General features: G+C 66.4%; 26 protein-coding genes. 16 read left to right on the top strand and 10 right to left on the bottom strand.

The genetic code is table 11. The annotated features are described in order from the left end of the window. The first annotated feature begins 44 nt into the window (after positions 1-44). Complete coding sequence (locus QOL57_RS16465) at positions 45-707, top strand: DNA-3-methyladenine glycosylase (protein WP_089235754.1); 663 nt, start codon at positions 45-47, stop codon at positions 705-707. A gap of 119 nt (positions 708-826) precedes the next feature. Continuing rightward, complete coding sequence (locus QOL57_RS16460) at positions 827-2,533, top strand: PAS domain S-box protein (protein ID WP_089235755.1); 1,707 nt, start codon at positions 827-829, stop codon at positions 2,531-2,533. Between the two features lie 33 nt (positions 2,534-2,566). Here QOL57_RS16460 and QOL57_RS16455 read toward each other — a convergent pair whose 3' ends face one another. From QOL57_RS16455 to QOL57_RS16440, 4 genes are all read right to left on the bottom strand, one after another. Next, entirely contained in the window at positions 2,567-3,661 is a 1,095-nt protein-coding gene (locus QOL57_RS16455; protein WP_089235756.1) for a crosslink repair DNA glycosylase YcaQ family protein, read from the bottom strand. A gap of 47 nt (positions 3,662-3,708) precedes the next feature. Continuing rightward, on the bottom strand, positions 3,709-4,185 hold the full coding sequence (locus tag QOL57_RS16450; protein ID WP_089235757.1) for a hypothetical protein: 477 nt from the start codon (positions 4,183-4,185) through the stop codon (positions 3,709-3,711). Between the two features lies 1 nt (position 4,186). Beyond that, positions 4,187-4,687 (bottom strand): hypothetical protein, encoded by a 501-nt coding sequence (locus tag QOL57_RS16445; RefSeq protein WP_141134205.1) that lies wholly within the window; start codon positions 4,685-4,687, stop codon positions 4,187-4,189. 222 nt (positions 4,688-4,909) lie between these two features. Beyond that, on the bottom strand, positions 4,910-5,590 hold the full coding sequence (locus QOL57_RS16440; RefSeq protein ID WP_089235759.1) for a TraX family protein: 681 nt from the start codon (positions 5,588-5,590) through the stop codon (positions 4,910-4,912). Between the two features lie 139 nt (positions 5,591-5,729). Here QOL57_RS16440 and pip point away from each other — a divergent pair, with 139 nt between their 5' ends. The 7 genes from pip to QOL57_RS16405 all read left to right on the top strand — a co-directional run bounded on the left by pip (position 5,730) and on the right by QOL57_RS16405 (position 13,221). Next, positions 5,730-6,677 carry a prolyl aminopeptidase gene (gene pip, locus QOL57_RS16435; RefSeq protein ID WP_089235760.1) on the top strand — a complete coding sequence of 316 codons (948 nt, stop codon included), beginning with the start codon at positions 5,730-5,732 and terminating at the stop codon, positions 6,675-6,677. Between the two features lie 265 nt (positions 6,678-6,942). Continuing rightward, positions 6,943-7,242 (top strand): hypothetical protein, encoded by a 300-nt coding sequence (locus tag QOL57_RS16430; RefSeq protein WP_025874438.1) that lies wholly within the window; start codon positions 6,943-6,945, stop codon positions 7,240-7,242. Positions 7,243-7,304: 62 nt separating this feature from the next. Continuing rightward, entirely contained in the window at positions 7,305-10,064 is a 2,760-nt protein-coding gene (gene mgtA, locus QOL57_RS16425; RefSeq protein WP_089235761.1) for a magnesium-translocating P-type ATPase, read from the top strand. A gap of 25 nt (positions 10,065-10,089) precedes the next feature. Continuing rightward, complete coding sequence (locus QOL57_RS16420) at positions 10,090-10,827, top strand: MgtC/SapB family protein (RefSeq protein WP_089235762.1); 738 nt, start codon at positions 10,090-10,092, stop codon at positions 10,825-10,827. A gap of 189 nt (positions 10,828-11,016) precedes the next feature. After that, the gene (locus QOL57_RS16415; RefSeq protein ID WP_089235763.1) at positions 11,017-12,075 is read left to right on the top strand and encodes an ATP-binding protein; all 1,059 of its coding nucleotides are present in this window, start codon (positions 11,017-11,019) and stop codon (positions 12,073-12,075) included. Beyond that, the gene (locus QOL57_RS16410; protein WP_089235764.1) at positions 12,068-12,709 is read left to right on the top strand and encodes a response regulator transcription factor; all 642 of its coding nucleotides are present in this window, start codon (positions 12,068-12,070) and stop codon (positions 12,707-12,709) included. The genes QOL57_RS16415 and QOL57_RS16410 overlap by 8 nt, the downstream gene beginning before the upstream one ends. Next, positions 12,706-13,221, top strand: coding sequence for a DUF1697 domain-containing protein (locus QOL57_RS16405; RefSeq protein WP_089235765.1), 516 nt, complete (start codon positions 12,706-12,708; stop codon positions 13,219-13,221). Before QOL57_RS16410 ends, QOL57_RS16405 begins: the two co-directional genes overlap by 4 nt. A gap of 25 nt (positions 13,222-13,246) precedes the next feature. Here the strand turns inward: QOL57_RS16405 and QOL57_RS16400 are convergent, their stop codons facing one another. After that, a complete protein-coding gene (locus tag QOL57_RS16400; RefSeq protein WP_089235766.1) occupies positions 13,247-14,425 on the bottom strand; it encodes a low temperature requirement protein A in 1,179 nt (392 codons plus the stop codon). Between the two features lie 14 nt (positions 14,426-14,439). After that, a complete protein-coding gene (locus QOL57_RS16395) occupies positions 14,440-14,706 on the bottom strand; it encodes a hypothetical protein (protein ID WP_089235767.1) in 267 nt (88 codons plus the stop codon). A gap of 209 nt (positions 14,707-14,915) precedes the next feature. On the opposite strand from QOL57_RS16395, the gene QOL57_RS16390 reads away from it, so the two are divergent. The 4 genes from QOL57_RS16390 to blaL1 all read left to right on the top strand — a co-directional run bounded on the left by QOL57_RS16390 (position 14,916) and on the right by blaL1 (position 19,767). Beyond that, the gene (locus tag QOL57_RS16390; RefSeq protein ID WP_089235768.1) at positions 14,916-15,449 is read left to right on the top strand and encodes an RNA polymerase sigma factor; all 534 of its coding nucleotides are present in this window, start codon (positions 14,916-14,918) and stop codon (positions 15,447-15,449) included. Further along, positions 15,446-16,306 (top strand): FecR domain-containing protein, encoded by an 861-nt coding sequence (locus tag QOL57_RS16385; RefSeq protein ID WP_089235769.1) that lies wholly within the window; start codon positions 15,446-15,448, stop codon positions 16,304-16,306. Before QOL57_RS16390 ends, QOL57_RS16385 begins: the two co-directional genes overlap by 4 nt. Before the next feature lie 70 nt (positions 16,307-16,376). Then, positions 16,377-18,803: a TonB-dependent receptor gene (locus QOL57_RS16380; RefSeq protein ID WP_089235770.1), complete on the top strand. Its 2,427-nt coding sequence runs from the start codon at positions 16,377-16,379 to the stop codon at positions 18,801-18,803. A gap of 94 nt (positions 18,804-18,897) precedes the next feature. Continuing rightward, positions 18,898-19,767, top strand: a complete 870-nt coding sequence (gene blaL1, locus QOL57_RS16375; RefSeq protein ID WP_089235771.1) for a L1 family subclass B3 metallo-beta-lactamase — start codon at positions 18,898-18,900, stop codon at positions 19,765-19,767. 118 nt (positions 19,768-19,885) lie between these two features. On the opposite strand, the gene QOL57_RS16370 is transcribed toward blaL1, so the two are convergent. Continuing rightward, on the bottom strand, positions 19,886-20,422 hold the full coding sequence (locus QOL57_RS16370; protein WP_089235772.1) for a DUF411 domain-containing protein: 537 nt from the start codon (positions 20,420-20,422) through the stop codon (positions 19,886-19,888). 120 nt (positions 20,423-20,542) lie between these two features. After that, positions 20,543-20,896 carry a CopL family metal-binding regulatory protein gene (locus QOL57_RS16365; protein ID WP_089235773.1) on the bottom strand — a complete coding sequence of 118 codons (354 nt, stop codon included), beginning with the start codon at positions 20,894-20,896 and terminating at the stop codon, positions 20,543-20,545. Between the two features lie 80 nt (positions 20,897-20,976). Between QOL57_RS16365 and QOL57_RS16360 the strand changes: the two genes are divergently transcribed. Next, the gene (locus tag QOL57_RS16360) at positions 20,977-21,411 is read left to right on the top strand and encodes a hypothetical protein (RefSeq protein ID WP_089235774.1); all 435 of its coding nucleotides are present in this window, start codon (positions 20,977-20,979) and stop codon (positions 21,409-21,411) included. A gap of 10 nt (positions 21,412-21,421) precedes the next feature. On the opposite strand, the gene QOL57_RS16355 is transcribed toward QOL57_RS16360, so the two are convergent. After that, entirely contained in the window at positions 21,422-23,707 is a 2,286-nt protein-coding gene (locus tag QOL57_RS16355) for an FdhF/YdeP family oxidoreductase (RefSeq protein ID WP_089235775.1), read from the bottom strand. Between the two features lie 212 nt (positions 23,708-23,919). Between QOL57_RS16355 and fdhD the strand changes: the two genes are divergently transcribed. After that, complete coding sequence (gene fdhD / locus QOL57_RS16350; protein WP_089235776.1) at positions 23,920-24,777, top strand: formate dehydrogenase accessory sulfurtransferase FdhD; 858 nt, start codon at positions 23,920-23,922, stop codon at positions 24,775-24,777. A 10-nt stretch (positions 24,778-24,787) separates the two neighbouring features. On the opposite strand, the gene QOL57_RS16345 is transcribed toward fdhD, so the two are convergent. Next, entirely contained in the window at positions 24,788-25,324 is a 537-nt protein-coding gene (locus tag QOL57_RS16345) for a peroxidase-related enzyme (RefSeq protein ID WP_089235777.1), read from the bottom strand. Positions 25,325-25,469: 145 nt separating this feature from the next. On the opposite strand from QOL57_RS16345, the gene QOL57_RS16340 reads away from it, so the two are divergent. Beyond that, a complete protein-coding gene (locus tag QOL57_RS16340; RefSeq protein ID WP_089235778.1) occupies positions 25,470-26,312 on the top strand; it encodes an AraC family transcriptional regulator in 843 nt (280 codons plus the stop codon). Positions 26,313-26,316 lie beyond the last annotated feature (4 nt).

Below are 26,316 nucleotides of genomic sequence, written 5' to 3'. Positions count from 1 at the left end.
CCACACTGGCGACAGCTTCACCGCGGACAGGCGATGATTCCAGCATGCCGAAGCAGACCGATCCAGATGCCACGTTCGCCGCGCTGCCCGTTGACGGAGCCCGTCTCCCGCGCGCCTTCTATCAGCGACCTTCAACGGTGGTCGCACCGGAGCTACTGAACAAGCTGCTGGTGTGCAACGATGGCCGCGTGGCACGCATTGTCGAGGTCGAGGCTTATGCCGGCAGCGAGGATCCGGCCGCACACTCCTGGCGCGGCATGACCGCGCGCAACGCCAGCATGTTCGGCGAAGCGGGCCATCTCTATGTCTACTTCACCTATGGCATGCACTGGGGCAGCAATGTCGTCTGCGGTGACATCGGCGAGGGTGTTGCGGTACTGCTGCGTGCCGCCGCGCCGGTTGCCGGGCAGGACCTGATGTACCCGCTGCGCCCTGCCGCCCGTCGCGACCATGACCTGGCCAGTGGCCCCGGCAAGCTGTCGCAGGCGTTTGGCCTGGACCGGCGCTTCGACGGCGCTGACCTGGTGACTGCCAGCCACGGCATCACCATACTGGACGACGGCATGCCGCCGCCGGACGACCCGGTGGTAGGGCCGCGCATCGGCATCACCCGTGCCGTGGATTTTCCCTGGCGCTGGCATGTGCGCGATCACCGTCACGTTTCGGTACGCGCGCCCCGCGCGGCAACGCCAAAGAGACCTGCATGAAACCCATCACTGAAGGATCATTGACACCAGCCTCACTGTTTCGCGCAACGGCATAACGTGCCGCGCCCTAGCGTGACCGCTGTGACCTGCCCTTCCCTGCCGGAGACGCAGTGCCTGCCATGGATGAAGCTTCCAGACTCCTCGAGATCGACCGCCTGGGTGTGCTCGATACGCCGCCAGAGCCCGTGTTCGATGCCATCGTTGCCGCCGCGCTCGCTGCCACGGGCATGCCCATCGGGCTGATATCCATCGTTGCCGCGCAACGGCAATGGTTCAAGTCCAGCATCGGGCTAGGCAACATTACCGAAACGCCCCGCTCGATTTCGTTCTGTTCGCATGCCATCGAACAGGACGAGCTGCTGGAGATTGCGGATGCGCGGCAGGACCCACGGTTCGCCAGCAGTCCGCTGGTCACCGCAGGGCACCGGGTACGCCACTACGCCGGGATAGCACTGACCACCGCCCATGGCGCGCGCATCGGCACACTGTGCCTGCTCGACACGCTGCCCGGCGTGCTGTCGCCGTCGCAACGGGAATTGATGGCCCATCTTGGCCGGGTCACCACGCAGGTGCTTGAACAACGCAGCGCACTGCTGCGGCAGATCGACCAGGCGCAGGCGCTGCATCGCGATCTGAAGCGCAGCGAGGACTTCCTGCAGCGCACCAACACCGCGGCCAAGGTCGGCGGCTGGGAACTGGACCTGGACACCCGCGAGGTACGCTGGACGCGCGAGACCAAGCAGATCCACGGCGTGCGCTCCAGCTACCAGCCCACATTCGAATCGGCCTTGTCGTTCTACCGCCAGGACAGCCGCAGCATCATCCAGACTGCCGTGCAGCGTTGCGTGGAGGATGGCACGCCCTGGGAGGTGCAGCTGCCGATGAGCACAGCCGATGGACGCAGCATCTGGACCCGCGTGGTGGGCAACCGGCAGCAGGTGGAGGGCCATCCGCGGCTGGTGGGCGCGATCCAGGACGTCACCGAAGAACGCGCGGCGCTGGACGCCCTGGAGGCGAGCGAGGTGCGCTATCGGCGTCTGTTCCACTACAGCCTGGGGCTGATCTGCACGCATACGCTGGATGGCACGCTGACCTCGGTGAACCCGGCGGCGCTGCAGTCCCTGGGCTACGAGGAACGCCAGATCATCGGCCGCAACCTGTGCGACTACATGCCGCCCGAGCGCCGCGAGGTATTCAATGCCTACCTAAAGCGCATCGAAGCCAACCACACCGACGCCGGTGTCATCGAACTCATCGCCGCCGATGGAACGCTCCGCTACTGGGCCTACAACAATGTGCTCGACAGCGAGGGACAGCCGCCCTTCGTGCTCGGCCACGCCCAGGATGTCACCGCGCTGCGCCTGCAGGAGCAGCGCCTGCGCGAACTATCGCTGAAGGATCCGCTCACCCAGTGCCACAACCGCCGCTACCTGCACCGGCTCGACGAGATGACCGCCGGAACGTGGGCGTGCCTGGTATTTGATCTGGATGATTTCAAACGGATCAATGACGCGCAGGGCCACCGCCGCGGCGACGCGATCCTGGTCGAGTTTTCCGCCTTCCTGAAGGCGCCGCTGAGTGCGGGAGAGACCGTGGTCCGCCTGGGCGGAGACGAGTTCCTGGTGGTGTTGACCGCATCGGCGTCCGAACGCCTTGCCCTGCTGGAGGGCTGGTACGCCGCCAACGCAGCGCAGTCGCCGACGGCGTTCTCGATGGGCGCGGCGGTCAGCGCGCCGGGTGAGTCCGTGGCTGACACCATCCATCATGCGGACAGCCAGCTTTATGACGCGCGTGCACGGGTGCGCACGCAGCGGCGCGACGACTAGCAACATCGCCCGCTGTCACCGCAAGGCAAGACTTCATCCGGTGAGGAATCGCGTCATCCGTTCCAGTTCGTCATCCAGCGCGTTGCGGAACAGAACGTCCTTCATGGGCGAGGCACTGGCGAAACCAATATCCGGCTGCAGAGCACCATCCTTGGCGGTGACATTGGCCCAGCCGACCACCTGCTCGCGCCACAACAGCGGCAGCGCGTAGTAGCCGAAGCGACGCTTGGCGGCCGGAGTGTAGGCCTCGAACCTGTAGGCCCAGCCCCATAACAATTCGAACCGTCGCCGATCCCAGGCCACGGGATCGAACGGTGCCAGCAGCCGCACCTGCTCATCGGCCTGGTAGCGCCGCGAACGGGGATTCTCCTCGGCCGGCCAGTACCACTGTGTTCCGTCGATGATGCCGCCAGCCAGTCGCTCGCGCGCCAGCCGCAGTGCCTGCTGGATCTCAACGGACAGATGTGGAGCGCCATAGCCCAGCAGCCGCGCCAGATAGGTGAGGCTGGCCGAAGGCAACGGCGCGTACTTGCGCACCACCAGGTCGATCAGTGCGGTGGCGCGCTGCAGGCGTGCGGCCTTGCCGCCCTCGGCGAGTGCATGTGACGCAACGGCGTAGATGCGGGTACCACTGTCACGACGGGCGATGCGCAACATGCCGCGGTAGTGCATGCCATCCAGCAGGTGGGTGCTGGCATTGCTGGTGCCGCCCCAGTAGTTGGTCACCCGGCCATGCGCGAACGCCTGGTCGACCTCGCGTGGATGCACCGCACCCCGCTCCTGCACGAACGCCAGCACCTCGGCCGCCTTGCGCCGCGTGCTGGCGTCCCACGGCCTGCGGGACACCCGCGGATGCATCAACGCCAGGTGTTCGCGCGGCAGGAAACCGTAGTTGACCAGGAAGTCTTCCTCGATCGGCAGCCGGCTGTAGCGGCGCTCAAGATCCCCGGCCTGATAGCCCTTCACCCGGTGCCGCAGGGTCAGGTCCTGGGCACGCGCGGGCGCACGGATGGGATCGGCCTGCACGAAGCCCAGGCGACGGATCGCGGTCAGCAGCGTGGTGGGCGTGAACAGGGTGCGGGCTACGGCGTAGCGACGCAGATCGTCGAGGGTGGGCGTGGCAGGCATGGGTCGATTGTAGGGCTGGAAAGTCGACCGCCCAAGGCGCGCCTACCCTACTCGGCCACGATGCGCGCGTCGTCACCCGTGCCGTCCACGATGACACGGCTGCCGACCTTCAGGCCTGCGACCTGTTCACGCAGCTGCGTGGTTGACAGCACACGGCCCTCGTCCAAGCGCACCTTCACCATGTAACGGGTAGTCGGGCCTTCGCCGGCGATCTTCTCGCCGATGGATCCCCCGATCCTGTCGCCATTGGTAGCAGCCACGTTGGTGACCACATAACCGGCTTCGGTCTGTCCGGCACTGCTCAGACCGACACCCGCCAGAACCCCCCCGATCTTGCCCAGCCGCTCACCGATGCTGCGACCGCGCTTGGTCCGTTCGGAGGTATCCTCGCCTCGATTCTCGATTGGCTGCATGTCCTCGACCACGCCATGCCGGGGTTTGGCCCAGGCAGTCGGCGCCAATACGGATGCGCCAAGCGCGAGGGCCAGCAGTGCGGCAACGCGGAACGGGGTGTGCTGTCTCATGTCAGTATCCTTGGACGCGGGAAGCGGTCGGGGTTGATCGGTTCGGACGACGTGCGTCCGGCCCGACGATATCGATGTCGCAGCGCGGCCCGCGGTGCTGCCAGCGGCGCACCACGCCATCGCGGTCGGCGATGTAGGTAATGTCGCAGCGGTGTTCCTCGGCGTGGTGGACGTCCTCGACGATGATCGGGGCGTACACCGCTCGCTGGCCGCTGGTACCGGTGGGCTCCATGTACAGGAACTCGCCACCGCCCACCTTCACCTGCTCGGTGTAGGCCGGCACGACAGTACGCCAGGTGTAACGCGTTTCCAGCGTTTCATCGTCTTCTTCGATCTGCACCCGGCCGCCATCCACGCGCAGCTGCATCAGCAGCTGCGACGCCTCACGCCCGACCCATCCATCGGCGCTGGCCCTGGCGGCAGCACCCAGCGCCTGCGCGCCTGCAGCACCGGCCGCAGCCAGCAGAGCGCCGGCAAGAACGGCCGGCATGAATCCTTTCATCTGCACTCGAACAGCTCCCGGCTGAGGACGTATCGCGCGCCTGCCTTCCCCAGCAGTACACGCCATCCAATAGTGTCGCGACTACCTCAGTCTAGGTCTCGAACACTCGCACAACCATCGGAAACCTGTACGAAATTGGGTAGGAAAATCCCTAGGGCACTCCCCCTCGAAATCCCCTCGCGCCCGCTCCCCCGTGCGTGCTGCGCAATCAATTGCCGTTGCTCAGCGCAGCCACTGTGCATAGGCGGCGAGGACCGCCAGGTGCCCCACGTAGTACAGATAGAACGCCCAGCGTGATCGCGGAACCGCCCAGGGCACCCTGGCCAACGCAACTACCAGCGGGACGGCCAGCAACGCCCATCCGTTGCCATTGACCCAGCACAGCCCGCCGAATCCGAACGCCAGCAGCCAGTACGCCCGGTGGCGGAACGCGATCCAGCCCAGCATCACGAATGCCACGCCCGCCCATTGGTAATCCACGAAGAACGGCAGCAGGCCTGCCGCCACCAGCAGCAGCAGCTGCTGGTTGTTGGTCAGCGCGTGCACCGCCACGGCGGCCAGCGCGAAGGTCAACAGGATGTTCAGCGGCAACCAGTGGCCGAAGGCGAGAATGTGCAAGGGTTGCGCAACCAGGCCCCAGGCGGACAGGCGCCGGATCGACTTGCCCAGATCGGCACCCGGCTGCGCCAGGTTGCAGGCCATCACCAGCGCGAACAGCGGGAAGGCGATGCGCCCAAACTCGCTGACCACCGGCACATAGCCACCGAAAACCACTTTGGCGACGTGGTCACCGGTCATCGACAGCAGCGCGAGCCACTTCATCGACTCACGGGCGCCGCTGCTGAGGGTGCCGCGCGCCGGTGAGGCTTGTACGGTGACGTCCTGCGCGCTCAAGTCATTCATCCTCTGCGTCCTGCAGGGTCTCTATCGCCAGGAATCGACGGTGTTGCCCCTTGAACGCAAAGAATACTTGAACCTGACGCGGATGACGCTGGCCGATGTGCCCCGTTATCCTTGCAGTCCCCGCTTGTGAGGCATCGCCATGCGCACGCTGTACCCGCCGATCACCCCGTACCGCGAACACACGCTTCCCGTCGACGCGCTGCACACCCTGCATATCGAAGAGTGCGGCACGCCTGAGGGCATTCCGGTGGTGTACCTGCATGGTGGCCCGGGCGCCGGCATCTCGCCCACCCATCGCCGCTTCTTCGACCCGAAGCGCTACCGCATCGTGCTGATCGATCAGCGCGGCAGCGGCCGCTCCACGCCGTTCGGCGAGCTGCGTGACAACACCACGCAGGATCTGGTGGCCGACATCGAGAAAGTGCGCGAACTCCTGGGCATCGAGCGCTGGCTGGTCTACGGCGGTTCCTGGGGCTCAACCCTGTCGCTGGCCTACGCACAGGCCCATCCCGACCGTGCCACCGGGCTGATCGTGCGCGGCGTTTTCCTCGGTCGCGAGGAAGAGAACCGCTGGTTCGCCGAGCTCAACGGCGGTGCCCGCTGGATCTTCCCGGAGCGTTGGGATCGCTACGAGGCGCATATCCCTGAGGACGAGCGCGGCAACATGCTCGAAGCCTACTGGAAGCGCCTGGACCACGCCGACGAAGCCGTCCGCATCGCAGCGGCGCAGGCCTGGCTGGGCTGGGAAGACAACGCCGCCACGCTGGTGCATGACGTCGACGCGGCCTCCGCTACCGATCCGCTTGATACCCTGGCCAAAGCGCGCATCGAGGCGCATTACTTCCGCCACAACACCTTCCTGGAACACGGCCAGCTGCTGCGCGATATCGATCGCATCCGCCACCTGCCCGGCGTCATCGTGCAGGGGCGCTACGACATCATCTGCCCACCTCGCAGTGCCTGGGACCTGGCCAAAGCCTGGCCGGAAGCCACCCTGGAGATGGTCATCGCCGGCCACAGCGCCAACGAAGCGGCCACTACCGATGCCCTGGTGCGGGCCACCGACGCTTTCGCCGACCGCAGCTGAACAAAAGGGGCCAACGGCCCCTTTTTCTATACCAAGGTATAGCCGGGCTAACCCACGGGCCTCTAGGCCTGCTGAATACGAGCGCGGACAATAGCGCCACTGGCCAGCGACTGGCCGCCCCACGCGGAGACGCAGATGGATCCCGACCCTGCCGGGCGCGACGCGCGCCCCTGCCTGCCCCCTTGTTCACTGCTGGCGACTGACGGCCGGTTCCTGTCCGTGTAAGCGATGGGAGCCCCGGGCAGCGCCTGCCCGGAGGAATCCCATGTCCTACAAGATTCTCTACATCACTGTCCGCCGCCTGATCGGTGAGCGCGATGTTTCCGCCCTGCGCAGCCTGCTGCTGCAGCACGGCCCTGTCCTGTTCGCCCGTTCGCTGGCCCTCGGCTCGCCACGGGTGGTGGCCGACGCACTGTCGCTGCTGCCGATCAGCGAGCGCATCAACGTGCTGCGCCACTTGCCCTACCCGCTGCGCGATGCGATGAAGCCGCTGTGCATCGGCGGCAGCCAGCGGCTGCGCATGCAGCCCTGGTCGCCATCGGTGCTGGCCATGCGCCACGCCTGACTACCCGCCCCTTCCGCTCCACGTGCCGGCTCCGCCCGGCGCCGTTCCAAGAGGACCTTCCCATGAGCCTGCTCAACGCCTGGTTCAACGCCTTCCTGCGCAGCCGTCGCGCGGGCAACCTGTTCGGTCGTCGTGCGATGCCCGAAGCCGGTTACGGCCGTGGCAGCACGCAGGCCGCACCGGCCACGCTCACTGCCGGACTGCTCGCGCTTGCACAGGGCAGCGAAGCCGATGCACTGGCTACCCTGCAGTCGCACGTCGACGGTCTCAGCCCGCACGAAGCCGAAGAGCGCCTGCTGCGCTTCGGCCCGAACGAGGTCGACCACGAGAAGCCGCTGCCGTGGTGGCGCCATCTGTGGCAGTGCTATCGCAATCCGTTCAACCTGCTGCTGACGGTGCTGGCGGCCGTGTCCTGGCTGACCGAAGATGCCAAGGCGACGGTAGTGATCGGTGCGATGGTGGTGCTGTCCACCTTGATCCGCTTCGTGCAGGAGGGTCGCTCCAACCGCGCTGCCGAACGGCTGAAGGCCCTGGTGGGCAACACCGCACGCGTCCTGCGCCGCGCTGCAGGCACCGAAGCGGCAGAAGTGGCCGACCAGTACTTCGGCGCACAACTGCACAGCCGGCGGCCGGCACGGCTGCTGGATCTGCCGATCCGCGACCTGGTGCCGGGTGACCATATCGTGCTGTCGGCCGGCGACATGATCCCGGCCGATTGCCGCGTGCTTGCGGCCAAGGACCTGTTCGTCGCACAGGCCGCGATGACTGGCGAATCACTGCCGGTGGAGAAGTTCGTGCAGGCGGGCAACGCCGAGGCTGGCCTGATGGAACAGGCCAACCTGTTGTTCATGGGCACCAATGTGGTGTCCGGCACGGCAACAGCGCTGGTGCTGGCGACCGGCAACACCAGCTACTTCGGCACCCTCGCCCAGCGCAGCAGTGCCAGCGATCGTGCGCCGACAGCGTTCCAGGCTGGCGTCAACAGTGTCAGTTGGCTGCTGATCCGCTTTGCATTGGTGATGGTGCCGTTCGTGCTGCTGGTCAATGGCTGGACCAAGGGCGACTGGACCGAAGCGTTCCTGTTCGCGCTGTCGGTAGCGGTCGGCCTGACCCCGGAAATGCTGCCGATGATCGTCACCTCCACCCTGGCCAAGGGCGCGGTGCTGCTGTCGCGGCGCAAGGTGATCGTCAAGCGCCTGGACGCGATCCAGAACTTCGGTGCGATGGAAGTGCTGTGCACCGACAAGACCGGCACCCTCACCCAGGACAAGATCGCGCTGGAGCGGCACACCGATGTGTTCGGGCAGGATTCGGAGGATGTGCTGACCTTCGCCTACCTCAACAGCCACTTCCAGACCGGCCTGATCAACCTGCTCGATCGTGCGGTGCTGGAGCATGTGGAGCTGCAGAGCTCGCTGCGCCTGTCACAGGACTACCGCAAGGTCGATGAGATCCCGTTCGACTTCGAGCGCCGCCGCATGTCGGTGGTGGTATCCGAGCGCGAGGACCATCACGAATTGATCTGCAAAGGTGCGGTGGAGGAAATGCTGGCGGTGTGCAGCACCGTGCGCGAGAACGGCCAGGACATGCCGCTGGATGAGCAGCGCCTGGCCCGCGTGCGGCAGACCACCGAGGAGCTGAACGAACAGGGCCTGCGTGTGGTGGCCGTGGCGATGAAGGAAACCGCGGCCAGCCAGAGCGTGTACTCGCAGGCCGATGAGCGCGATCTGACCCTGGTGGGCTACGTGGCCTTCCTCGATCCGCCGAAGGAATCGGCCGCGCAGGCGCTGCAGGCGCTGGCCGCGCACGGCGTGGAAGTAAAGGTATTCACCGGCGACAACGAACTGGTCACCGCCCGGGTCTGTGCCCAGGTCGGCCTGGACGCCGATACGATCGTGACCGGCCCGCAGATCGAGCGCATGGACGATGCGGCCGTGGCACGTGCACTGCAGGAACACCGCGTGTTCGCCCGCCTCACGCCGCTGCACAAGGAACGACTGGTGCGCGAGCTGCGTGCACAGGGCAAGGTGGTCGGCTTCCTCGGTGATGGCATCAACGATGCTCCGGCACTGCGCGCCGCCGATATCGGCATCAGCGTGGACAGCGCGGTGGACATCGCCAAGGAGGCCGCCGACATCATCCTGCTGGAAAAGAACCTGATGGTGCTGGAGGAAGGCGTCATCCAGGGGCGGCGCACCTTCAGCAACATGCTGAAGTACATCCGCATGACCGCCAGCTCCAATTTCGGCAACGTGTTCTCGGTGCTGGTGGCCTCGGCGTTCCTGCCGTTCCTGCCGATGCTGCCGTTGCAGCTGCTGGTGCAGAACCTGCTGTATGACATCTCGCAGATCGCCATTCCGTTCGACAATGTGGATGAGGAGCTGGTGCGCAAGCCGCTGAAGTGGAACCCGGCGGACATCGGCCGCTTCATGGTGTTCTTCGGGCCGATCAGCTCGATCTTCGACCTCAGCTGCTTCGCCTTGATGTGGTACGTGTTCGATGCACGCACGCCGGCCGACCAGGGCCTGTTCCAGTCCGGCTGGTTCGTGGTCGGCCTGCTGACCCAGACCCTGATCGTGCACATGATCCGCACGCCCAAGGTGCCGTTCCTGCAGAGCATCGCCGCGCCGCCGCTGCTGCTGATGACCGGAGCGATCATGGCGATCGGCGTGATCCTGCCGATGAGCCCGCTGGCCGGCTACTTCAAGCTGCAGGCATTGCCGGCCGGCTACTGGCCGTTCCTGGTGGCGATCCTGTTCGGCTATGCGGTGCTGACCACCGCGCTGAAGAAGCTCTACATCCGCCGTTACGGCTGGCAGTAAGCGCATCGGCGCAGGGAGAACCGTCATGGACTTCAACCCCCACCTGCCCGCGTTCAACGCGGGCGCCACCCTCAGCTCGCTGATCAGCCTGTCCGTCGCCTTCGTGCTGGGCGCGCTGATCGGCCTGGAGCGGCAGTTCCGCCAGCGCACCGCCGGCCTGCGCACCAACACGCTGGTGGCGGTGGGCGCCGCCGTGTTCGTCGACCTGGCCGTGCGTTTCCACGACCTGTACGGCGGGCCGCCGTCACCGCTGCACGTGGTGGCCTATGTGATCTCCGGCGTCGGCTTCCTCGGTGCTGGCGCGATCATGAAGGATGGCGCACAGGTATCGGGCCTGAACACCGCCGCCACCTTGTGGGGCTCGGCGGCGGTCGGCGCCTGTGCCGGCATCAAGCTGCTGCCCGAGGCGATGCTGGCTGCGGTGTTCGTGCTGGCCGCCAACACCCTGCTGCGGCCGGTGGTGAATCGCATCCAGCGGCAGCCGTTGCCGGAAGCGTTCAGCGAGGCGACCTACGCGATCAACGTGGTGTGCCAGCGTGAGCAGCAGGCCGAGGTGCTGGACCGGCTTCTGCTGTTGCTGGAACAGGCGCAGTACCCGGTACGCGCGGTCGACCAGCGCCCGTTCGGCGAGCGCGATGTCGAGATCGAAGCGGTGCTGTACGCCACCACGGTCGATGGCGGCGAACTGGATGCCGTGCTGGCGACGTTGGCGGCCACGCCGGGCGTGCTGCAGGGATTCTGGAACGCCAGCCTGGAGGAATAGTGCCGGCCGCTGATGGATGCATTCCGCCGGGCATGGCCCGGCGCTACCGTGCACCGCCGTGGTAGGTGCCGACCTTGGTCGGCACAATCCGTCAGGCGCCTTGACCGCGGCCAACCCATGCCGGCCAAGGTCGGCATCTACCGAACAGCGCTTTGCTATCCTTTCCACCCACGCCAGGGAGCCATCCCGATGCCATCGCTGTCGCCCCGCCGCCCCCTGGTCGTGCTGGCCCTGATCATCGTGATGGCGGCCATCTTCCTGGTCGATACGGTTACCGACTACGCCGTTGCCGCCGCCTGCTTCTACGCAGCCGTCATCCTGGCGGCGTCACGGCGCCTGCCCGCACGCGGCCTCATCCTGCTTGCCGCGGTCTGCATCGCGTTGACCGGCCTCAGTTTCTTCCTGACCCGCTTCGGCACCTACCGCATCGGCCTGGTCAATTCAGCAATCGGCATGCTGGTGATCGGCATCACCACCTATCTGGCATTGAAGATGGAAGCCGCCAAGGCCGCAGTGCAGGACGCACAGGCACGCCTGCTGCGGGTTGCCCGCGCCTCCACCGTCGGCGAGCTGACCACCTCCATCGCGCATGAAGTGAATCAGCCGTTGGCTGCCATCGCCAGCAGCGCCGAAGCCAGCCAGCGCTGGTTGGCCCAGGATCCACCCAACCTGGACAAAGCACGCCAGACCATCGCCCGCATCGTCGCCGACGCCCATCGCGCCAGTGACGTGATCGCCCGCATCCGCGGCCTGACCCAAGGGGCCGCACCAGAGCGCCAGGCCTTCGATCTCAATCAGGCCGTGGAGGAAATGCTGGCGCTGTCACACAGCGAACTGGAGCAGCATGGTGTGACGGTCGCGCTGGTGCTGGGCAGTGACCTGCCCCCCGCCCATGCCGATCGCGTGCAGGTGCAGCAGGTGATCGGCAACCTCATCCTCAACGCCGTCGACGCGATGGCCGGTACGCCCACGGGCGAGCGCAGGCTGTCGCTGCTGACCACGCACGATGGGCACGGCCACGTCAGCCTGAGCGTGCGAGATCGTGGTATCGGCCTGCCCGTGGAGCAGCCTGATCGGGTGTTCGATGCATTCTGGACCACCAAGTCGAACGGTCTCGGCCTGGGCCTCAGCCTGAGCCGCTCGATGATCGAGGCCAACGGCGGCCATATCCGCACCGAGCGCCCCGCTGGTGGTGGCGCCTGTTTCATCTTCGAGCTGCCCACGCACATGGAAGCTACCCATGCGTAAACCCACGACACTCCCTGTGGAACCGTCACCGATCGTCTACGTGATCGACGACGATGCCTCGGTGCGTGCTGCGCTGGAAGACCTGCTGGCCTCGATGGGCCTGCAGGTACGGGCCTTCGCCTCGACCGGCGAATTCCTTGCCCATGCGATGGAGGACGCCCCGGCCTGCCTGGTGCTGGACGTGCGCATGCCTGGCCAGAGCGGACTGGACTTCCATCGCACCATGGCCAGCCACGGCCTGCACCTGCCGGTGGTGTTCATCACCGGGCACGGCGACATCGCCATGGGCGTGAATGCGATCAAGGAAGGCGCCATCGAATTCCTGACCAAGCCCTTCCGTGACCAGGAACTGCTGGATGCCATCCACAAGGGCATCGAGATCAATCGCCTGCAACGCCACGAGGGCGACCTGCTGGGTGCCTTGCAGCAGCGCTGGGACACCTTGAACACCGGCGAGCGCGAGGTGGTCGCTGGCGTGGTACGGGGTCGGCTCAACAAGCAGATCGCCGCTGATCTTGGCGTCAGCGAAATCACGGTGAAGGTGCGTCGCGCGCAGTTGATGCGCAAGATGGGCGCGCGCACCCTGGTGGATCTGGTGCGCATGTATGACCGGCTGCAGGGCAGCACGCCATGACCGCATATGTAGCCCTACTGCGCGCAGTGAATGTGGGCGGCACCGGCAAGCTGCCGATGGCCGAACTGGTGGGCATGTGCCAGCGCGCAGGATTCCGCGATGTCCGCACCTATATCGCCAGCGGCAATGCCGTGTTCAGCAGCCCGCTCAACGAAGCGGGTGTGCGCGACAGTTTGGCGCAATGCCTGCATGCCTATGCAGGCAAGCCGGTAGGCGTGCTGGTGCGTACCGCTGCCGAGATGGCCGCAGTGATCGTCCGCAACCCCTTCAAGGGCGCTGCCGGCAACCGTGTCGTCGCGCTGTTCGTTGATGAAGCGCTGCCCAAGGACCCGCTGCAGGGCGTCACCGGTATCGGCGAAGAACAGCTTGCCCTCGGCAAGCGCGAGCTGTTCATCCACTACGGCGATGGCATGGCCGTTTCGCGCCTGCGCGTCCCCTTCGCAGCACAAGGAACCGGCCGCAACATCAACACCGTGGCCCGACTGGCGGCGATGGCAGCGGAGCTGGACTGAGGTCGGGCCTGCCGGGCAGCCCCCCCTAACTGCGCGTCGCTGCAATGCTTCGCTTCAACCGTGTATTGGCCAGCCCCACCGCCAGCAGCACGATGCTGGTCAGCCACCCTGCGGCCAGCAGGTGCATCCATGGCAGCACGAAACCGAGCACGACCAGCGCCGCCGCCCCCGCGAGGTGCGAGCGCGGTACGCGGCCGTAGACCGCCCGCTTGTACAGTGCACTGCCCAGTAGGTAGATCAACGGTCCCGCCGCCAGCATCGCGGCATACGGCAGGGTCACTGCCGCCTCCGGTTCGTCCATCACCAGATCATTGCCGACGGCGGTGGCGATGATGCCGGCGATCAGCAGTGCGTGCACGTAGTGGAAATAGGCGCCGATGCGACCCGGGTCATCGGAACGGCTGATGGTGTCGGTGGCGTCCCGGCTGGAGATGCCGAAGTACAGCCACCACATCGCGATCGTACCGGCAAAGGTCGCCAGCACCGCCGAAACCACCGCTCCACTCCAGTGCTCCACCTCACTCAGCACGCCGCCGGTTGCCAGCAGCGTCTCACCCAGTGCGACGATCACGAAAAGCTGGCAGCGCTCGGCCAGGTGCCCGCCTTCGATGGTCCACTCGCGGGTACGCGAGCGGCCGAGGCCGGGAAACGCAAAGCCGAACATCGGCGAGATGTATTCGCAGGCGACGGCCAGCGCCCACAGTGCCAGCCGCGCATTGCCCTCGACCGCTGCACCGGCCAGCCAGAAACAGGCCGAAACGCTGACCCAGGCCAGCATGCGCTTGAAATTGGCGGCCAGCGGGTGCGCGCGCCCTACTTCCAGCAGGACGAATAGCGTCCGGCCCACCTGCATCGTGGCGTAGGCACCGGCGAATATCCATGCGCGTCCGGTAAAGGCTTCGGGGATGGACGAAGACATCAGCAACGCCAGCAGCATCGTGACGAACAGCAGGCCGCGGATGCGCGGCGCCTCCGGGTCGAACCAGTTGCTGACCCAGCACGCGTACTGCCAGCCAAGCCAGACCGCAAACCACAGCACCAGCGTCTGCAGCACACCCAGCAGGCCGAGGTGGTGCAGCAGGTGGTGGCTGAGCTGGGTAACCGCGAACACATAGACCAGGTCGAAGAACAGTTCTTCGTAGGTCACCCGCGCATGATGGCCATCGCGACGACGCAGGGCAGGAAGACGGGGTGTTGCCGGCATCACGGATCCTTCGTTCAGCGGCCCAGCCGCCAGAAAATGACACCGGCTACCAGCGCCGGAACGGCAAACACCAGCAGCAGGATCGGCAGCTCCTCGCGCACCGTATAGCCCGCCCGGCTGACCCCCACCCACAGATTGGCCACCGACACCAGCAGCCAGGTGCCGATGAAGGCCAACAGCGCCGTTGGCAGCTGTGAGCTGCCTGTGCTCCAGAGCCTGCCGAACAGGACGAAGACGCCCAGCAACAGCAACCCGCCGACGATCACCAGAAGCACGTGCATGGTCACTCTCCCCGATGGCTGCCCTGCAGCCTATCTGCGGCCGAGTGTGCGCTGCAGAGGGTGATCGTGGATTCACTTTCCGGCGGCCACGAACAATCCCGCTGTGGCATACCCGATGGCAAATGCGAACCATTCCCATTACTATCGTGGCACCGCGCAGGGCTGGCCTTGCGTGGCCCCACCCCTTCCCGCCTGCGCCGCTTTCCCGGATGTCCACGCCACCGCACTCCCCACCACCCGCGCTGCCACTGGTGTCCTCGCTGGTGCGCCACTACGAGGATCTGGTGGATTACCTGCGCCGTCGCTTCGCCTCTCCCGGGCTGGCCCGCGAGGTGGTGCATGATGTCTGCATCCGCCTGCTGGAGCGCCCCGCCCCGGCAGATGTGCGGCAGCCAATGGCGCTGCTGCGGCGGATGGCGCATGACGCCGCGGTTGATCGTTGCCGCGCCGAAGACCTGCGCCGCCAGTGGGTGGAACCCCGTGCCGAACTGCCCGATACCGCCTGCGAAGGCGCCGGTCCTGCCAGGCAGGCCGCCGCCACGCAGGAACTGGCACGGCTGGTCGACGTCATCCGTGCGATGCCCTGTCGACGCCGCCAGGTGTTCATCCTGCACAAGATCCATGACGTTCCGCAGGCGGCGGTTGCGCGGCGCATGGGCATCGGCCTGAAGGCCGTCGAGCGGCATCTGCGCTTGGCGATGGTCGATTGCCGGCAGACGCTGGATGTGCGGGCGTTGACGTGACAGCACCACGCCGCCCGCGCACCCCACGCCCGGACAAGACCGGCGCGCCTTCGCCTGATCGTGTGCTGGATCAACATCGGGACACCCTCAAGGCACTGTTTCCGGTGCCCGACCCGGTGCAGCTGTATCGGCCTCAGCGCAGCCGGCAGATCGGCGGCGCCGTGCTCGGCCTGCTGTTGGTGACTGGACTGGGCGGGCTTTACGCATTCGATCCCGGCTGGCAAAAGGATGAATACCAGACAGCCATCGGCGAGCGTCGCAGCGTGCTGCTGGCCGATGGCAGCCGCATCGAACTGGATGCAGACAGCCATCTGCAGGTGCGCAGCCATCTGCGTTCGCGCCGCACGGTGCTGGTCTCCGGACGCGCCCGCTTCGACGTGGCGCCGTCGCGCTGGCGTCGGTTCCAGGTCGATGCCGGACCGGTGCAGGTGCGCAACTACGGCACCGTGTTCGATGTGGATCGACGCGGTGACCGCAGTGAAGTCCGCCTGTGGCGCGGCAAGGTCGGCGTGCGCGTGGCTGGCCGCGATGGCGAGCAGCGCCTCCACCCTGGCCAGCAACTGCTGGCAGGGACAGGCCCGGTCCAGCAACCGCAGCCAATCGCAGCCGGCAGCGGAGAATGGACCGAGGGCCGGCTGCAGTTCGCGCAGACCCCGCTGGGCGAAGTGATACGCAGCCTGCAGCGCTATCACCGCGGCGCGATCGTACTGGACGAACCCGGTCTGGCCACGCTGCAGGTTTCGGGCGTGTTTGATGGCGACCATGCCGCCACCGGGCTGGCGCTGCTGCCGGAGATCCTGCCGGTCGCCGTCCACCCCCGCGACGATGGCAGCGTCCACATCTCCGCGCACCACTGAATTCTGCACCGAGGGTGGGTTGTGGCCCTGCTCATCCGGCTGCTGCTTGAACCCCTCTGAAGGACCCCGCATGACCCGCACTGCCCTGCCCGCCGCCCTGCGCCGCCTGACGCCTGCCCTGCTGGCCGTCAGCCTGTGCGCCGCCCTTCCGGTGGCGGCGCAGTCCACCCCCACGACGGTGGACGTCCATCTTCCGGCAGCCCCGCTGCAGCAGTCACTCAATGCGGTAGCCAGGCAGAGCGGCATCCAGCTGCTGTTCGCTGCAGACAGCGTTGCCGGCCGCCAGGCACCAGCGCTGGACGGCCGCCATGCCCCGCGCGATGCGCTGCAAAGGCTGATTGCCGGCCAAGGCCTGGACGTCGAGGAACGCTCGCCGGGTGTGTTCGTGATCCGCAGTGCGGTCGCAACCGCGAAGCCGGCGGCAAAAGCGGACAGCCCGCGCACGGCAGCAACGCTGGCAGCCGCGACCTCACTCGGCAGAGTGACCGTGTCGGCGTCGACTGCGCGCATGCCGCAGGGCGAGACCGCCATGCCCAACACCATCACCGTGCTCACCCGTGAGGACATCCAGCAACAGCTGGCACTGGGCTCGGATGTGTCGCGCGTGCTGTCCTCGCAGATCCCGGCCTTCGCCCCGGCGCGCGAGAAGATGTCCAACTATGGCGAAAGCATGCGCGGGCGCGGCATCCTGTACATGGTCGACGGCGTGCCACAGTCCACGCCGCTGCGCGACGGTTCGCGTGATTCACATACCATCGATCCGGCGATGATCGAACGCATCGAAGTGATCCACGGTGCCAACGCGCTGCAGGGTATCGGCGGCACCGGCGGCATCGTCAACATCATCACCCGCAGCGCGCCGAGCGAACCGGGTGCTTTCCTGCTGGACAGCAACCTCTCGCTTACCGCTGCCTCGCCGGGCCGCCGCGACGATGATGGCCAGCGTGCTTCGGCACTGGTGGGTATCCGCGGCGAACAGTTCGACCTCGTTGCCGGCCTGGCACATGAGCGGCAGGGCCTGTACTACGACGGCGACGGCCGTGCGATCGGCACCAATGCGCAGGGCGAACTGATGGATTCGACCTCGACCAACATCTTCGCCAAGCTTGGCTGGAACATCGCCGAAGGCCAGCGCCTGCAGTTGATGGCCAATCGCTACGAACTGCGTGGCTTGGACAATTACCTGCCCGTGGATGGCAACTTCCGTACCGGTCGCCCGGCCACGTCGGTGCCCGGCGATACGCCGCTCGATCCGCCGATGAACCGCTCAAGCTCGCTGACCCTGGACTACAGCAACGCCGATCTGTTCGGCGGACAGTTCCTGGCGCAGGCCTTTGCGGTCGATTTCGAAGGCCGTTACGGCGCCAGCCAGTGGGACCCGTGGGGCAATACGGGTGCCAACGCTGCCTGGGACCAGACCCAGAATGAATCGGACAAGCGCGGCTTCAAGCTGACCCAGAGCTGGCGCCGCATCGGCGACACCTCGCTGGACGTCACCCTGGGCCTGGATGGCCTGCGTGACCGCACCCACCAGGTATTGTTGGCCAGCGGCCTGAACTGGGTGCCGCTGACCACCTACCAGAGCCTGTCGCCGCTGTTGCAGCTGCAGTGGTGGCCCACCGACCACGTCATGCTGTCCGCTGGCCTGCGTTACGAAAAGGGCGAACTGGAAGTGGGCGACTACACCACCCTGCCCCGCTACGGCGCACGCAAGGTGGCCGGTGGCAAACCGACGATGAGCGAGACGCTGCCCAATTTCGGCGCGGTCTGGTACATCAACGATCGCCTCAACGCCTACGCGTCGTACTCGGAGGGCTACACCGTGGCCGACGTTGGCCGCGTGCTGCGCGCGATCAACCGCGATGGCCAGCGCGTGGACAACCTGGTGGACCTGTCGCCGGTGGTGTCGGACAACCGCGAGATCGGACTGGAATATGACGATGGTCGCTTCAGCGGCGATATCGCGTACTACACGTCCGAATCCAAGCTGGGTTCGGTACTGGTCTATGACGCCGGCATTGATGCCTACAACGTGCAGCGCCAGGCTACGCGGGTGGAAGGCTTCGAGACCAACCTGCGCCTGCGCCTGGGTGACAGCCGCCTCGGCCTGGGCTACGCCCGCGCCAATGGCCGCTACGACGCCAATCTGGATGGTCAACTGGAAAGCGACCTGGCGGGCGTCAACATCGCCCCGAACCGGCTGACCGCGTTCTGGGAACAGAGCTGGACCTCGCAGCTCAGCACCCGCCTGCAGGCCAGCCATGCCTTCGATCGCGACTTCGACCTGCGCGGCGTGCCGGTGGCCAGTTTCAAGGGCTACACCACGTTCGATCTGGTCGCCCGCTATGCGCTGGACAAGAGCAGTTTCACCCTGGGCGTGCAGAACCTCGCCAACAAGCAGTACATCACCTACTACTCGCAGACCACGCCATCCAACCCGAGCTATTTTGCCGGCCGCGGACGTGTGCTGACGCTGGGGTGGCAGTACCGCTACTGAGAGATGGCGCCCTTATGGGTGCCATGAAATCTATGCGTGACGCGACGAAGGAGGCCCATGCTAGTTTCTGGGCCTCCTTCATCGGTGTCCTCCCATGCGCCTGCAGACCCTCGCCATCACGCTCGCTGCCCTGCTTCCCGCTGCGGCTTCTGCCGCCGAACCGACGCTGCCGCAGCTGCGTGCCTACACCGTGGATGCATCCTGGCTGCAGCCCATGGCGCCTCTGCAGATTGCCGACCACACCTGGCAGATCGGCACCGAAGACCTGACCGCGCTGCTGGTGCAGACGCCGCAGGGCGCGGTGCTGCTCGATGGCGGCATGCCGCAGATGGCCGACCACCTGCTGCGCAACATGAAAGCGCGCGGTGTTGCGCCGCAGGATCTGCGCCTGATCCTGCTCAGCCATGCCCATGCCGACCACGCCGGCCCGGTTGCTGCGCTCAAGCGCGGCACCGGTGCGCAGATCGTGGCCAATGCAGAATCGGCGGTGCTGCTGGCGCGCGGGGGCAGCAACGACCTGCACTTCGGCGACGGCATCACCTATCCGCCGGCAACCGCGGACAGGATCATCATGGACGGCGAGGTGGTCTCGCTCGGTGGCATCGACTTCACCGCGCACTTCGTGCCCGGCCACACCCCGGGCAGCACCGCCTGGACCTGGACCGATACCCGTGAAGGAAAACCGGTGCGCATCGTCTACGCCGACAGCCTGAGCGCACCGGGTTACCAGTTGAGAGACAACCCTCGCTATCCGCGCCTGATCGAGGACTACAAGCGCAGTTTCGCGACGGTGCGGGCGCTGCCCTGCGACGAATTGCTGACCCCGCATCCTGGTGCCAGCAACTGGAACTACAGCGCTGGTGCCAAGGCCGGTGCCAAGGCCCTGACCTGCAAGGCCTATGCGGATGAGGCCGAGAAGAAGTTCGACGCGCAGCTGGCCAAGGAAGCGGCCGGGGCCCGATGATTCTGTAGAGCCGAGCCGATGCTCGGCTTGCCGGCCGAAAGCAGCCGAGCGTGGGCTCGGCTCTACACAGACCGCGTGGAAGGGTGCCGGTCAGACCGACCGGCACCGCCACTGACTGTCAGCCTCCCTGCCCGTGCTGCGCGAAGGGCTCGGTGCTGCCGTCGGTGCGCACCAGCTCGACGGTATACGGCTGCACATAGCCATCAGGCATTTCCATGCCCGGAGATCCGGCCGGCATGCCCGGCAGCACCAGGCCACGCGCCGTCGGCCGTTCCTTCAGCAGGCGCTTGATGTCGCTGGCCGGAATATGGCCTTCCACCACGTAGCCACCGATTTCGGCGGTATGACAGGACGCCTTGCCGGCCGGTACGCCGAGGCGCTGCTTGACCGGATGCATGTCATCGGTGTCGCGTATCTCAACCGGGAAGCCTGCGGCTTTCAGGTGGTCGGCCCACACGCCACAGCAACCACAACTGGCCGTCTTGTGCACGATGGCCAGCGGTAGTTCCGGATCGATCGTCGCCTCGGCCGTCACCGCGACTGCCGAGGTGGTTGCGGTTGCGGGCGAGGACACGACCTCTTCGGAGGCGCGCGCGCAGGCGGTGCCAAGCAGAACGGTGGTAAGCAGCAGGCTCAGGGAAAGAGTGCGGTTCATATGTCAGGTTGTCCTTTGCAATCGCAGGCGCAAGCGCCTGCCACCCACACGACGGATTCGCGTGGGCCAGGTAGATGAAGGGGTACTGCAGGGCGGCAGGCACGCAATGCCTGCGTGCGATCAGGCGATCGGCGGACGGATCAGGTGCGGCAGCGCAGGCGCGGGATGACCCATATGCAGCGCATTACCGGGCACTGCACGCAGCGGCCATGCGGCAAGGCTTCGCGCCGACGGCAGCATGGCCACACTGGCTGGCACGCATTCGCAACCCTCGCTGCTGCACGCGCCTGCGTCCCGTTCATCGCAGCAGGCGGGCGCGGCAGAGATTGCAGTGTTGGTGCTCTCGTGGGGCGCACCGCAATGACCATCGCCGGCCTGACCGTTGATGCCGCCCGAGGCAAGCGCCAGCGCCGGTGCATTCAGCACCAGGGTCAGGAGCAGCATCAGTCGCAGCAGCAGGCCGGATATATCCACGGGCTGATGATAGCCGACGCACGACGCGCCCGTCGCCGCTGCCTGGTGTCATCATGGATGACGTTCATTGGAGCTTTTCCATGCCTGCCCGCTGCGCCTGTGCTGCCCTCCTGCTGTCTGCGTTGCTGAGCCTTCCGGCCATGGCAGGCGAACGCCAATGGACCGTGCTGTCCAGCGGCGATGGTGACGACACCCATGAGCGCTGGCAGGTGAGCGCGACGCGGTTGCATACGCTGCCCGCCTTCGACCCGGCGCGCGCCGAGCCGCCACTGTCGGTGCATCAAGCGACGGCGGCAGCGCTGGCCCACGCGCGCCAGCGTTATCCCAGCGATGACTTCGTGGTCTCCGAGGTCAGCCTGCAGCGCTTCACCGCCGGCGCGGCAGCGCATACCGAAGATGCAGCGCGCGGCTGGGTGTACCTGGTCAGCCTCGACTACAACGCCAAGGGCTGGACCCAGATGGTGCCGGTGTTGCTGGATGGCAGCATCGTGCTTAGCAACAGCGAGGAACCGTAGGGACGGGGCTCTACGCTGGCACCTCGACCTGCGCGCGCATCCGTACCGGAATGGATTTCGCCGCTGGCGTACCGCTGATCCGATCGTAGTAGTCCAGCGGCAGCAGCGGGTTCAGCTCTGGGTAGTAGCCCGCCAACGCGCCGCGCGGCATCGGGTAGTCAAGCACGGTCAGGCCGTCGATGCGCCGCGTCACGCCATCGTCGCTGATCGTTTCCAGGCTCACCAGGGCTTCCTTGCCGAGCCCGCGTGCCAGACGGTCCTCGATGTTCATGAACACCACCATGCGGTCGTTGTACACGCCCCGGTAGCGGTCGTTGTAGCTGTAGATGGTGGTGTTGTACTGGTCGTGCGAACGCACCGTGGCCAACCGCAGCATCTCCGGGTCATCGACCACCGTGTTCACTTCCAGGCCCGGCATGACGAGGATGTTGGCCTTGCCGTTCGGCGTCGGCCACACGCGCCGGCGCGGTGGAATATCCAGGTGGAAGCCGTGCAGTGCCTGGATGCGCTCGTTGAAGCCTGCGTAGATGTCTGGGTAGACGGCGGCGATCAGGTCGCGGATCGGGCCGTAATCATGCATGTACGCGGCCCAGTCCACCTTGCTGTCCGGCAACGCCGCCATCGCCATGCGGCAGACGATCTCCACCTCCGGCAGCACATTGTCGCTGGCCGGCTCCAGCACGCCGCGCGACGCCGTCACGTTGGACATCGCATCTTCGATGGTGACGAACTGCTCCCCCAGTGGCGTGCGGATCCACTCCGAGCGCGCCACCACCGGAAGAATCAGCGCGTCGCGGCCATGCACAAGATGACCTCGATTGAGCTTGGTGGCGATGCCCACGGTCAGTTCCAGCTTGCGCATGGCTTCGTAGGCGCGCTCGGTATCTGGCACGGCATGGATGAAGTTGCCGCCCATGCCGATGAACACCTTGGCGCTGCCATCCAGCATCGCCGCGATCGACTCGACCACGTGGTGACCATGTTCGCGCGGCGGATCAAAACCGAATACCTGCTGCACGCGATCCAGGTAGCGTGCCGTGGGCTTTTCATCGATGCCGACCGTGCGGTCGCCCTGCACGTTGGAATGCCCGCGGATCGGGCCGATGCCCGCGCCCGGCTTGCCGAAGTTGCCGCGCAGCAACAACAGGTTGGCCACCTGCTGCAGCAGCCGCGAACCCTGCTGGTGCTGGGTCAGGCCCATTCCATAGCAGATGACCGTCGCGCGCGAACGGATGTAGATCTCCGCGCAGCGCCGTATCTGCTCCTGCGCGATGCCCGATACCCGCACGATCTCATCCCAGTCCTGCGCCAGAACATCCTCGCGCAGGGCCTCCAGGCCAACGGTGTGCTCGGCCAGGAAGGCATGATCCAGCACCTGCTCGCCCTGCGCTTCACGCTCGAACATCACCTTCATCATGCCCTTGATCAGCGCCAGGTCGCCGCCGATTCGGACATGCACGAACTCGCTGGTGATCTCGGTGGACCCGAACGTGGCCATCTGCACCACGTCCTGCGGTTCGGTGAAGCGGATCAGGGCGCGCTCCGGCATCGGGTTGACCGCCACGATCGGCACGCCGCGTTTGCGCGCTTCCACCAGGTTGCTCATCATCCGCGGCGAGTTGGTGCCGGTGTTCTGGCCCATCACGAAGATCGCCTCGGCGTGTTCGAAGTCGTCCAGCACGATGGTGCCCTTGCCCACGCCTATCACCGGCGGCAGGCCCCGGCTGGTCGGCTCGTGGCACATGTTCGAACAGTCCGGGAAGTTGTTGGTGCCGAACTCGCGCACGAAGATCGAATACAGGAACGCCGCCTCGTTGGGCGTGCGGCCGGAGGTGTAGAACTCGGCCTGGTCGGGGTGGTCCAAAGCCTGCAGATGGCGGCCGATCAGTGCGAACGCCTCGTCCCATTCGCAGGGAACATAGTGGTCGGTGGCAGCGTCGTAGCGCATCGGCTCGGTCAGCCGGCCCTGTAGTTCCAGCCAATAGTCGGTCTGCGCCATCAGCTCGGTGACGGTGTGCTGGGCAAACAGCTCGCGGGTCACCCGGTGCTGGGTCGCTTCCCAGGCCAGGGCCTTGGCGCCGTTCTCGCAGAATTCCAGCTTCTTGCGGTGGTCGGCATCGGGGAACGCGCAGCTGGGGCACTTGAAGCCGCCCGGCTGGTTCATCGCCAGCAGTGCCTTGGATCCCTTGCCGATCACGCTCTGCTGCAGCAGCACCTTGGCGGTCGCACCGGCGGCCCCCCAGCCGCCTGCCGGTTGGTTGTAGGGCTTGTAACGCGGCGGCTTCTGTTCGGACATGGTCGGGAACCTGCGTTGGTGGAGTGCCTGCCTGCAGTGCCGGGCCTGCGCCCAGCTGGCGTCGCCAGTCAAGCACGCCGGCAACCGCGGCGCCATAGCCCGGCTGTGGTAACGCAGGCTGCCATGGCAACGGTTACCGCCGCGTCTTCACTGGATGGCTGCGCTATTCTGCGGGCGTAGCCTGCCCTTCTGCTTTGCCCAGGATGTGCCGCATGCCCGGATCGACGCCGCCTTCCCCTCCGCCCGCCGGCACGGCACTGCGCACGTTGCAACGCTGGCGCAGCACAGGGCAGGAGCAACAGGTGGACGTGATCGCCGAAGAAGTGCCGGTGGTGATGCGCTACAACGGTGCCGCCTTCGCGGTGATGATGGCCACGCCGTGCGACCTGCAGGATTTCGCCCTGGGTTTCTCGCTCAGCGAAGGATTGATCGAGCGCCCCGATCAGCTGCTGTCCGCCGAGGTGCAGCCACAACTGGAAGGCATCGAGCTGAAGATGACCGTGTCCGCCAACGCCCCTGGCGCAGCGCTGGACCCCGACAATGGCCGCCTGCTGCCTGGTCGTGGCGGTTGCGGATTGTGTGGTGCGCGTCAGCTGGAAGATGTGCTGCGTCCGCTGCCCCCGGTAAAAGACCGCCGCACGTATCAGACGGCTGCACTGCAGCGGGCGCTGGCCGGGTTGGCACCGCACCAGCCGATGAATGCTGCCAGTGGTTCGACCCATGCAGCGGCCTGGGCAGACGCCAGTGGCCGCATCGGCTGGGTGCGCGAAGACGTCGGTCGTCACAACGCGCTGGACAAGCTGATCGGTGCGCTGCACCACAACGAACACAGCATTGATGGAGGTCTGCTGGTGGTGTCCAGCCGTGCCAGCTATGAAATGGTCAGCAAGGCAGCTCGCGCCGGTGCCAGCGTACTGGCGGCCGTCTCGGCGCCCACCGCGCTGGCCATCGATCTGGCCCGCAGTGCCGGTCTGTGCCTGGTGGGCTTCGCCCGCGAAGGGGGCTTCAACGTGTACACCCACCCGGACCGGTTGCAGGGGGATGGCCTGCACGGCCATCCGCCCGCCTGACGGCGCGTCCTCAGCGCAGCGCCACCTTCGGGAAGTCCACCGGCACGTCAAAGGCCACGTTGACGTAGTTGGTGAACAGATTGAGCGCTACGTGGGCCAGGATCTCGACGATCTGCTCGTCATCGAAACCAGCCGCGCGCAGCGCCTGCACGTCGCCGTCGCCGATCTGCGCACGCTGCTCGACCACCTTCAGCGCGAACTCCAGGGCGGCGGCGGTGGCCGGATCGCTGGACTGGCCGATCTCTGCAGCGGCCATCTGTTCGCCACTGGCGCCGGCCTTGCGCCCCAGCGCCGTGTGCGCGGCCAGGCAGTATTCGCACGCGTTGCGGTTGGCGATGGCCACGGCGATCTGTTCACCCAGCAGCGGCGACAGACGGCCGCCACCCAGCGCGCCAAATGCGCCCCACATGCTCTGCAGTGCAGCGGGCGAGTTGGCCACGGCACGGAACATCGCCGGTGTCGCGCCGAAGGCGGCGTGGACCTGGCCCAGCAGGGCCTGACGGTCGGGCGTGGTCGAGGTCGGGTCGATCAGGGGAATGCGGGACATGGGAGTACTCCTTGCGATAGCGCCCGGGATTGGACGATGCGCTCATCCTAGGTAGACTCGCCGGACGAATAGAGCATTTATCTCCAGATATGTTGTCCATTCATCCATGATCGCCACACTCCCCCCATTTCCACCGTCCGACGATATGCCCGACCGGCTGTCGACCCTGCTCGAACGGTTCCGGGTACAGGCAGCGCTGTTCCATTCCGGCCCGCTGTGCGGACGGCACGTGTTCGAACCGCAGCCGGGGCGCGCCTTCCTGCACATCCTGCGCAAGGGCGAGATGCAGGTACAACACCCGGACGCGGACTGCATCACGCGCCAGCTGAAGGTCACCGCCCCCAGCCTGCTGCTGTACCCGCGGCCACTGCGGCATGTGTTCCTCAACGCGCCTCTCGACGGCCCTGATTTCACCTGCGCCATGCTCGATTTCGACGGCGGTGCACGCAATCCGGTCGTCCAGTCGCTGCCGCCGGTGATGGTGGTGCCGCTGTCAGCCATCGGTGAACTGGACGGCACCCTGCACCTGCTGTTCACGGAAGCCGACCGCCAGCGCTGCGGCTCGCGCCTGCTGACCAACCGGCTGTTCGAGGTTGCCCTGATCCAGGTACTGCGTTGGGTGATCGATCACCCCGATGCTGCAGGGGTAAGCCACGGGTTGATGCGTGGGCTGTCCGATGCGCGCCTGGCACGCACGCTGGTGGCCCTGCACCAGTCGCCGCAGCAGGCCTGGACCCTGCCGAAGATGGCGTCCATCGCCGGGCTGTCGCGCAGCGCGTTCGCGGCGGTGTTCAAGGACGTGATGCAGACCACGCCAGCCAGCTACCTGCTGGATTGGCGCTTGAGCCTGGCCTGCACGCAGCTGCGCGCGGGAGCAGCGGCCAACCAGGTTGCGACCGACGTCGGCTTTGCTGATACCGCCTCGCTGTCCAAGGCGTTCCGCAAACGCCTGGGGCTCTCGCCCCGCGCGTGGCTGGCGGCGCTGTAGCCCG

Source organism: Stenotrophomonas sp. yr243, assembly GCF_900184195.1.
In the GTDB taxonomy this organism is placed as follows: domain Bacteria; phylum Pseudomonadota; class Gammaproteobacteria; order Xanthomonadales; family Xanthomonadaceae; genus Stenotrophomonas; species Stenotrophomonas lactitubi.
This window is presented reverse-complemented; position numbering and strand designations above follow the sequence as displayed.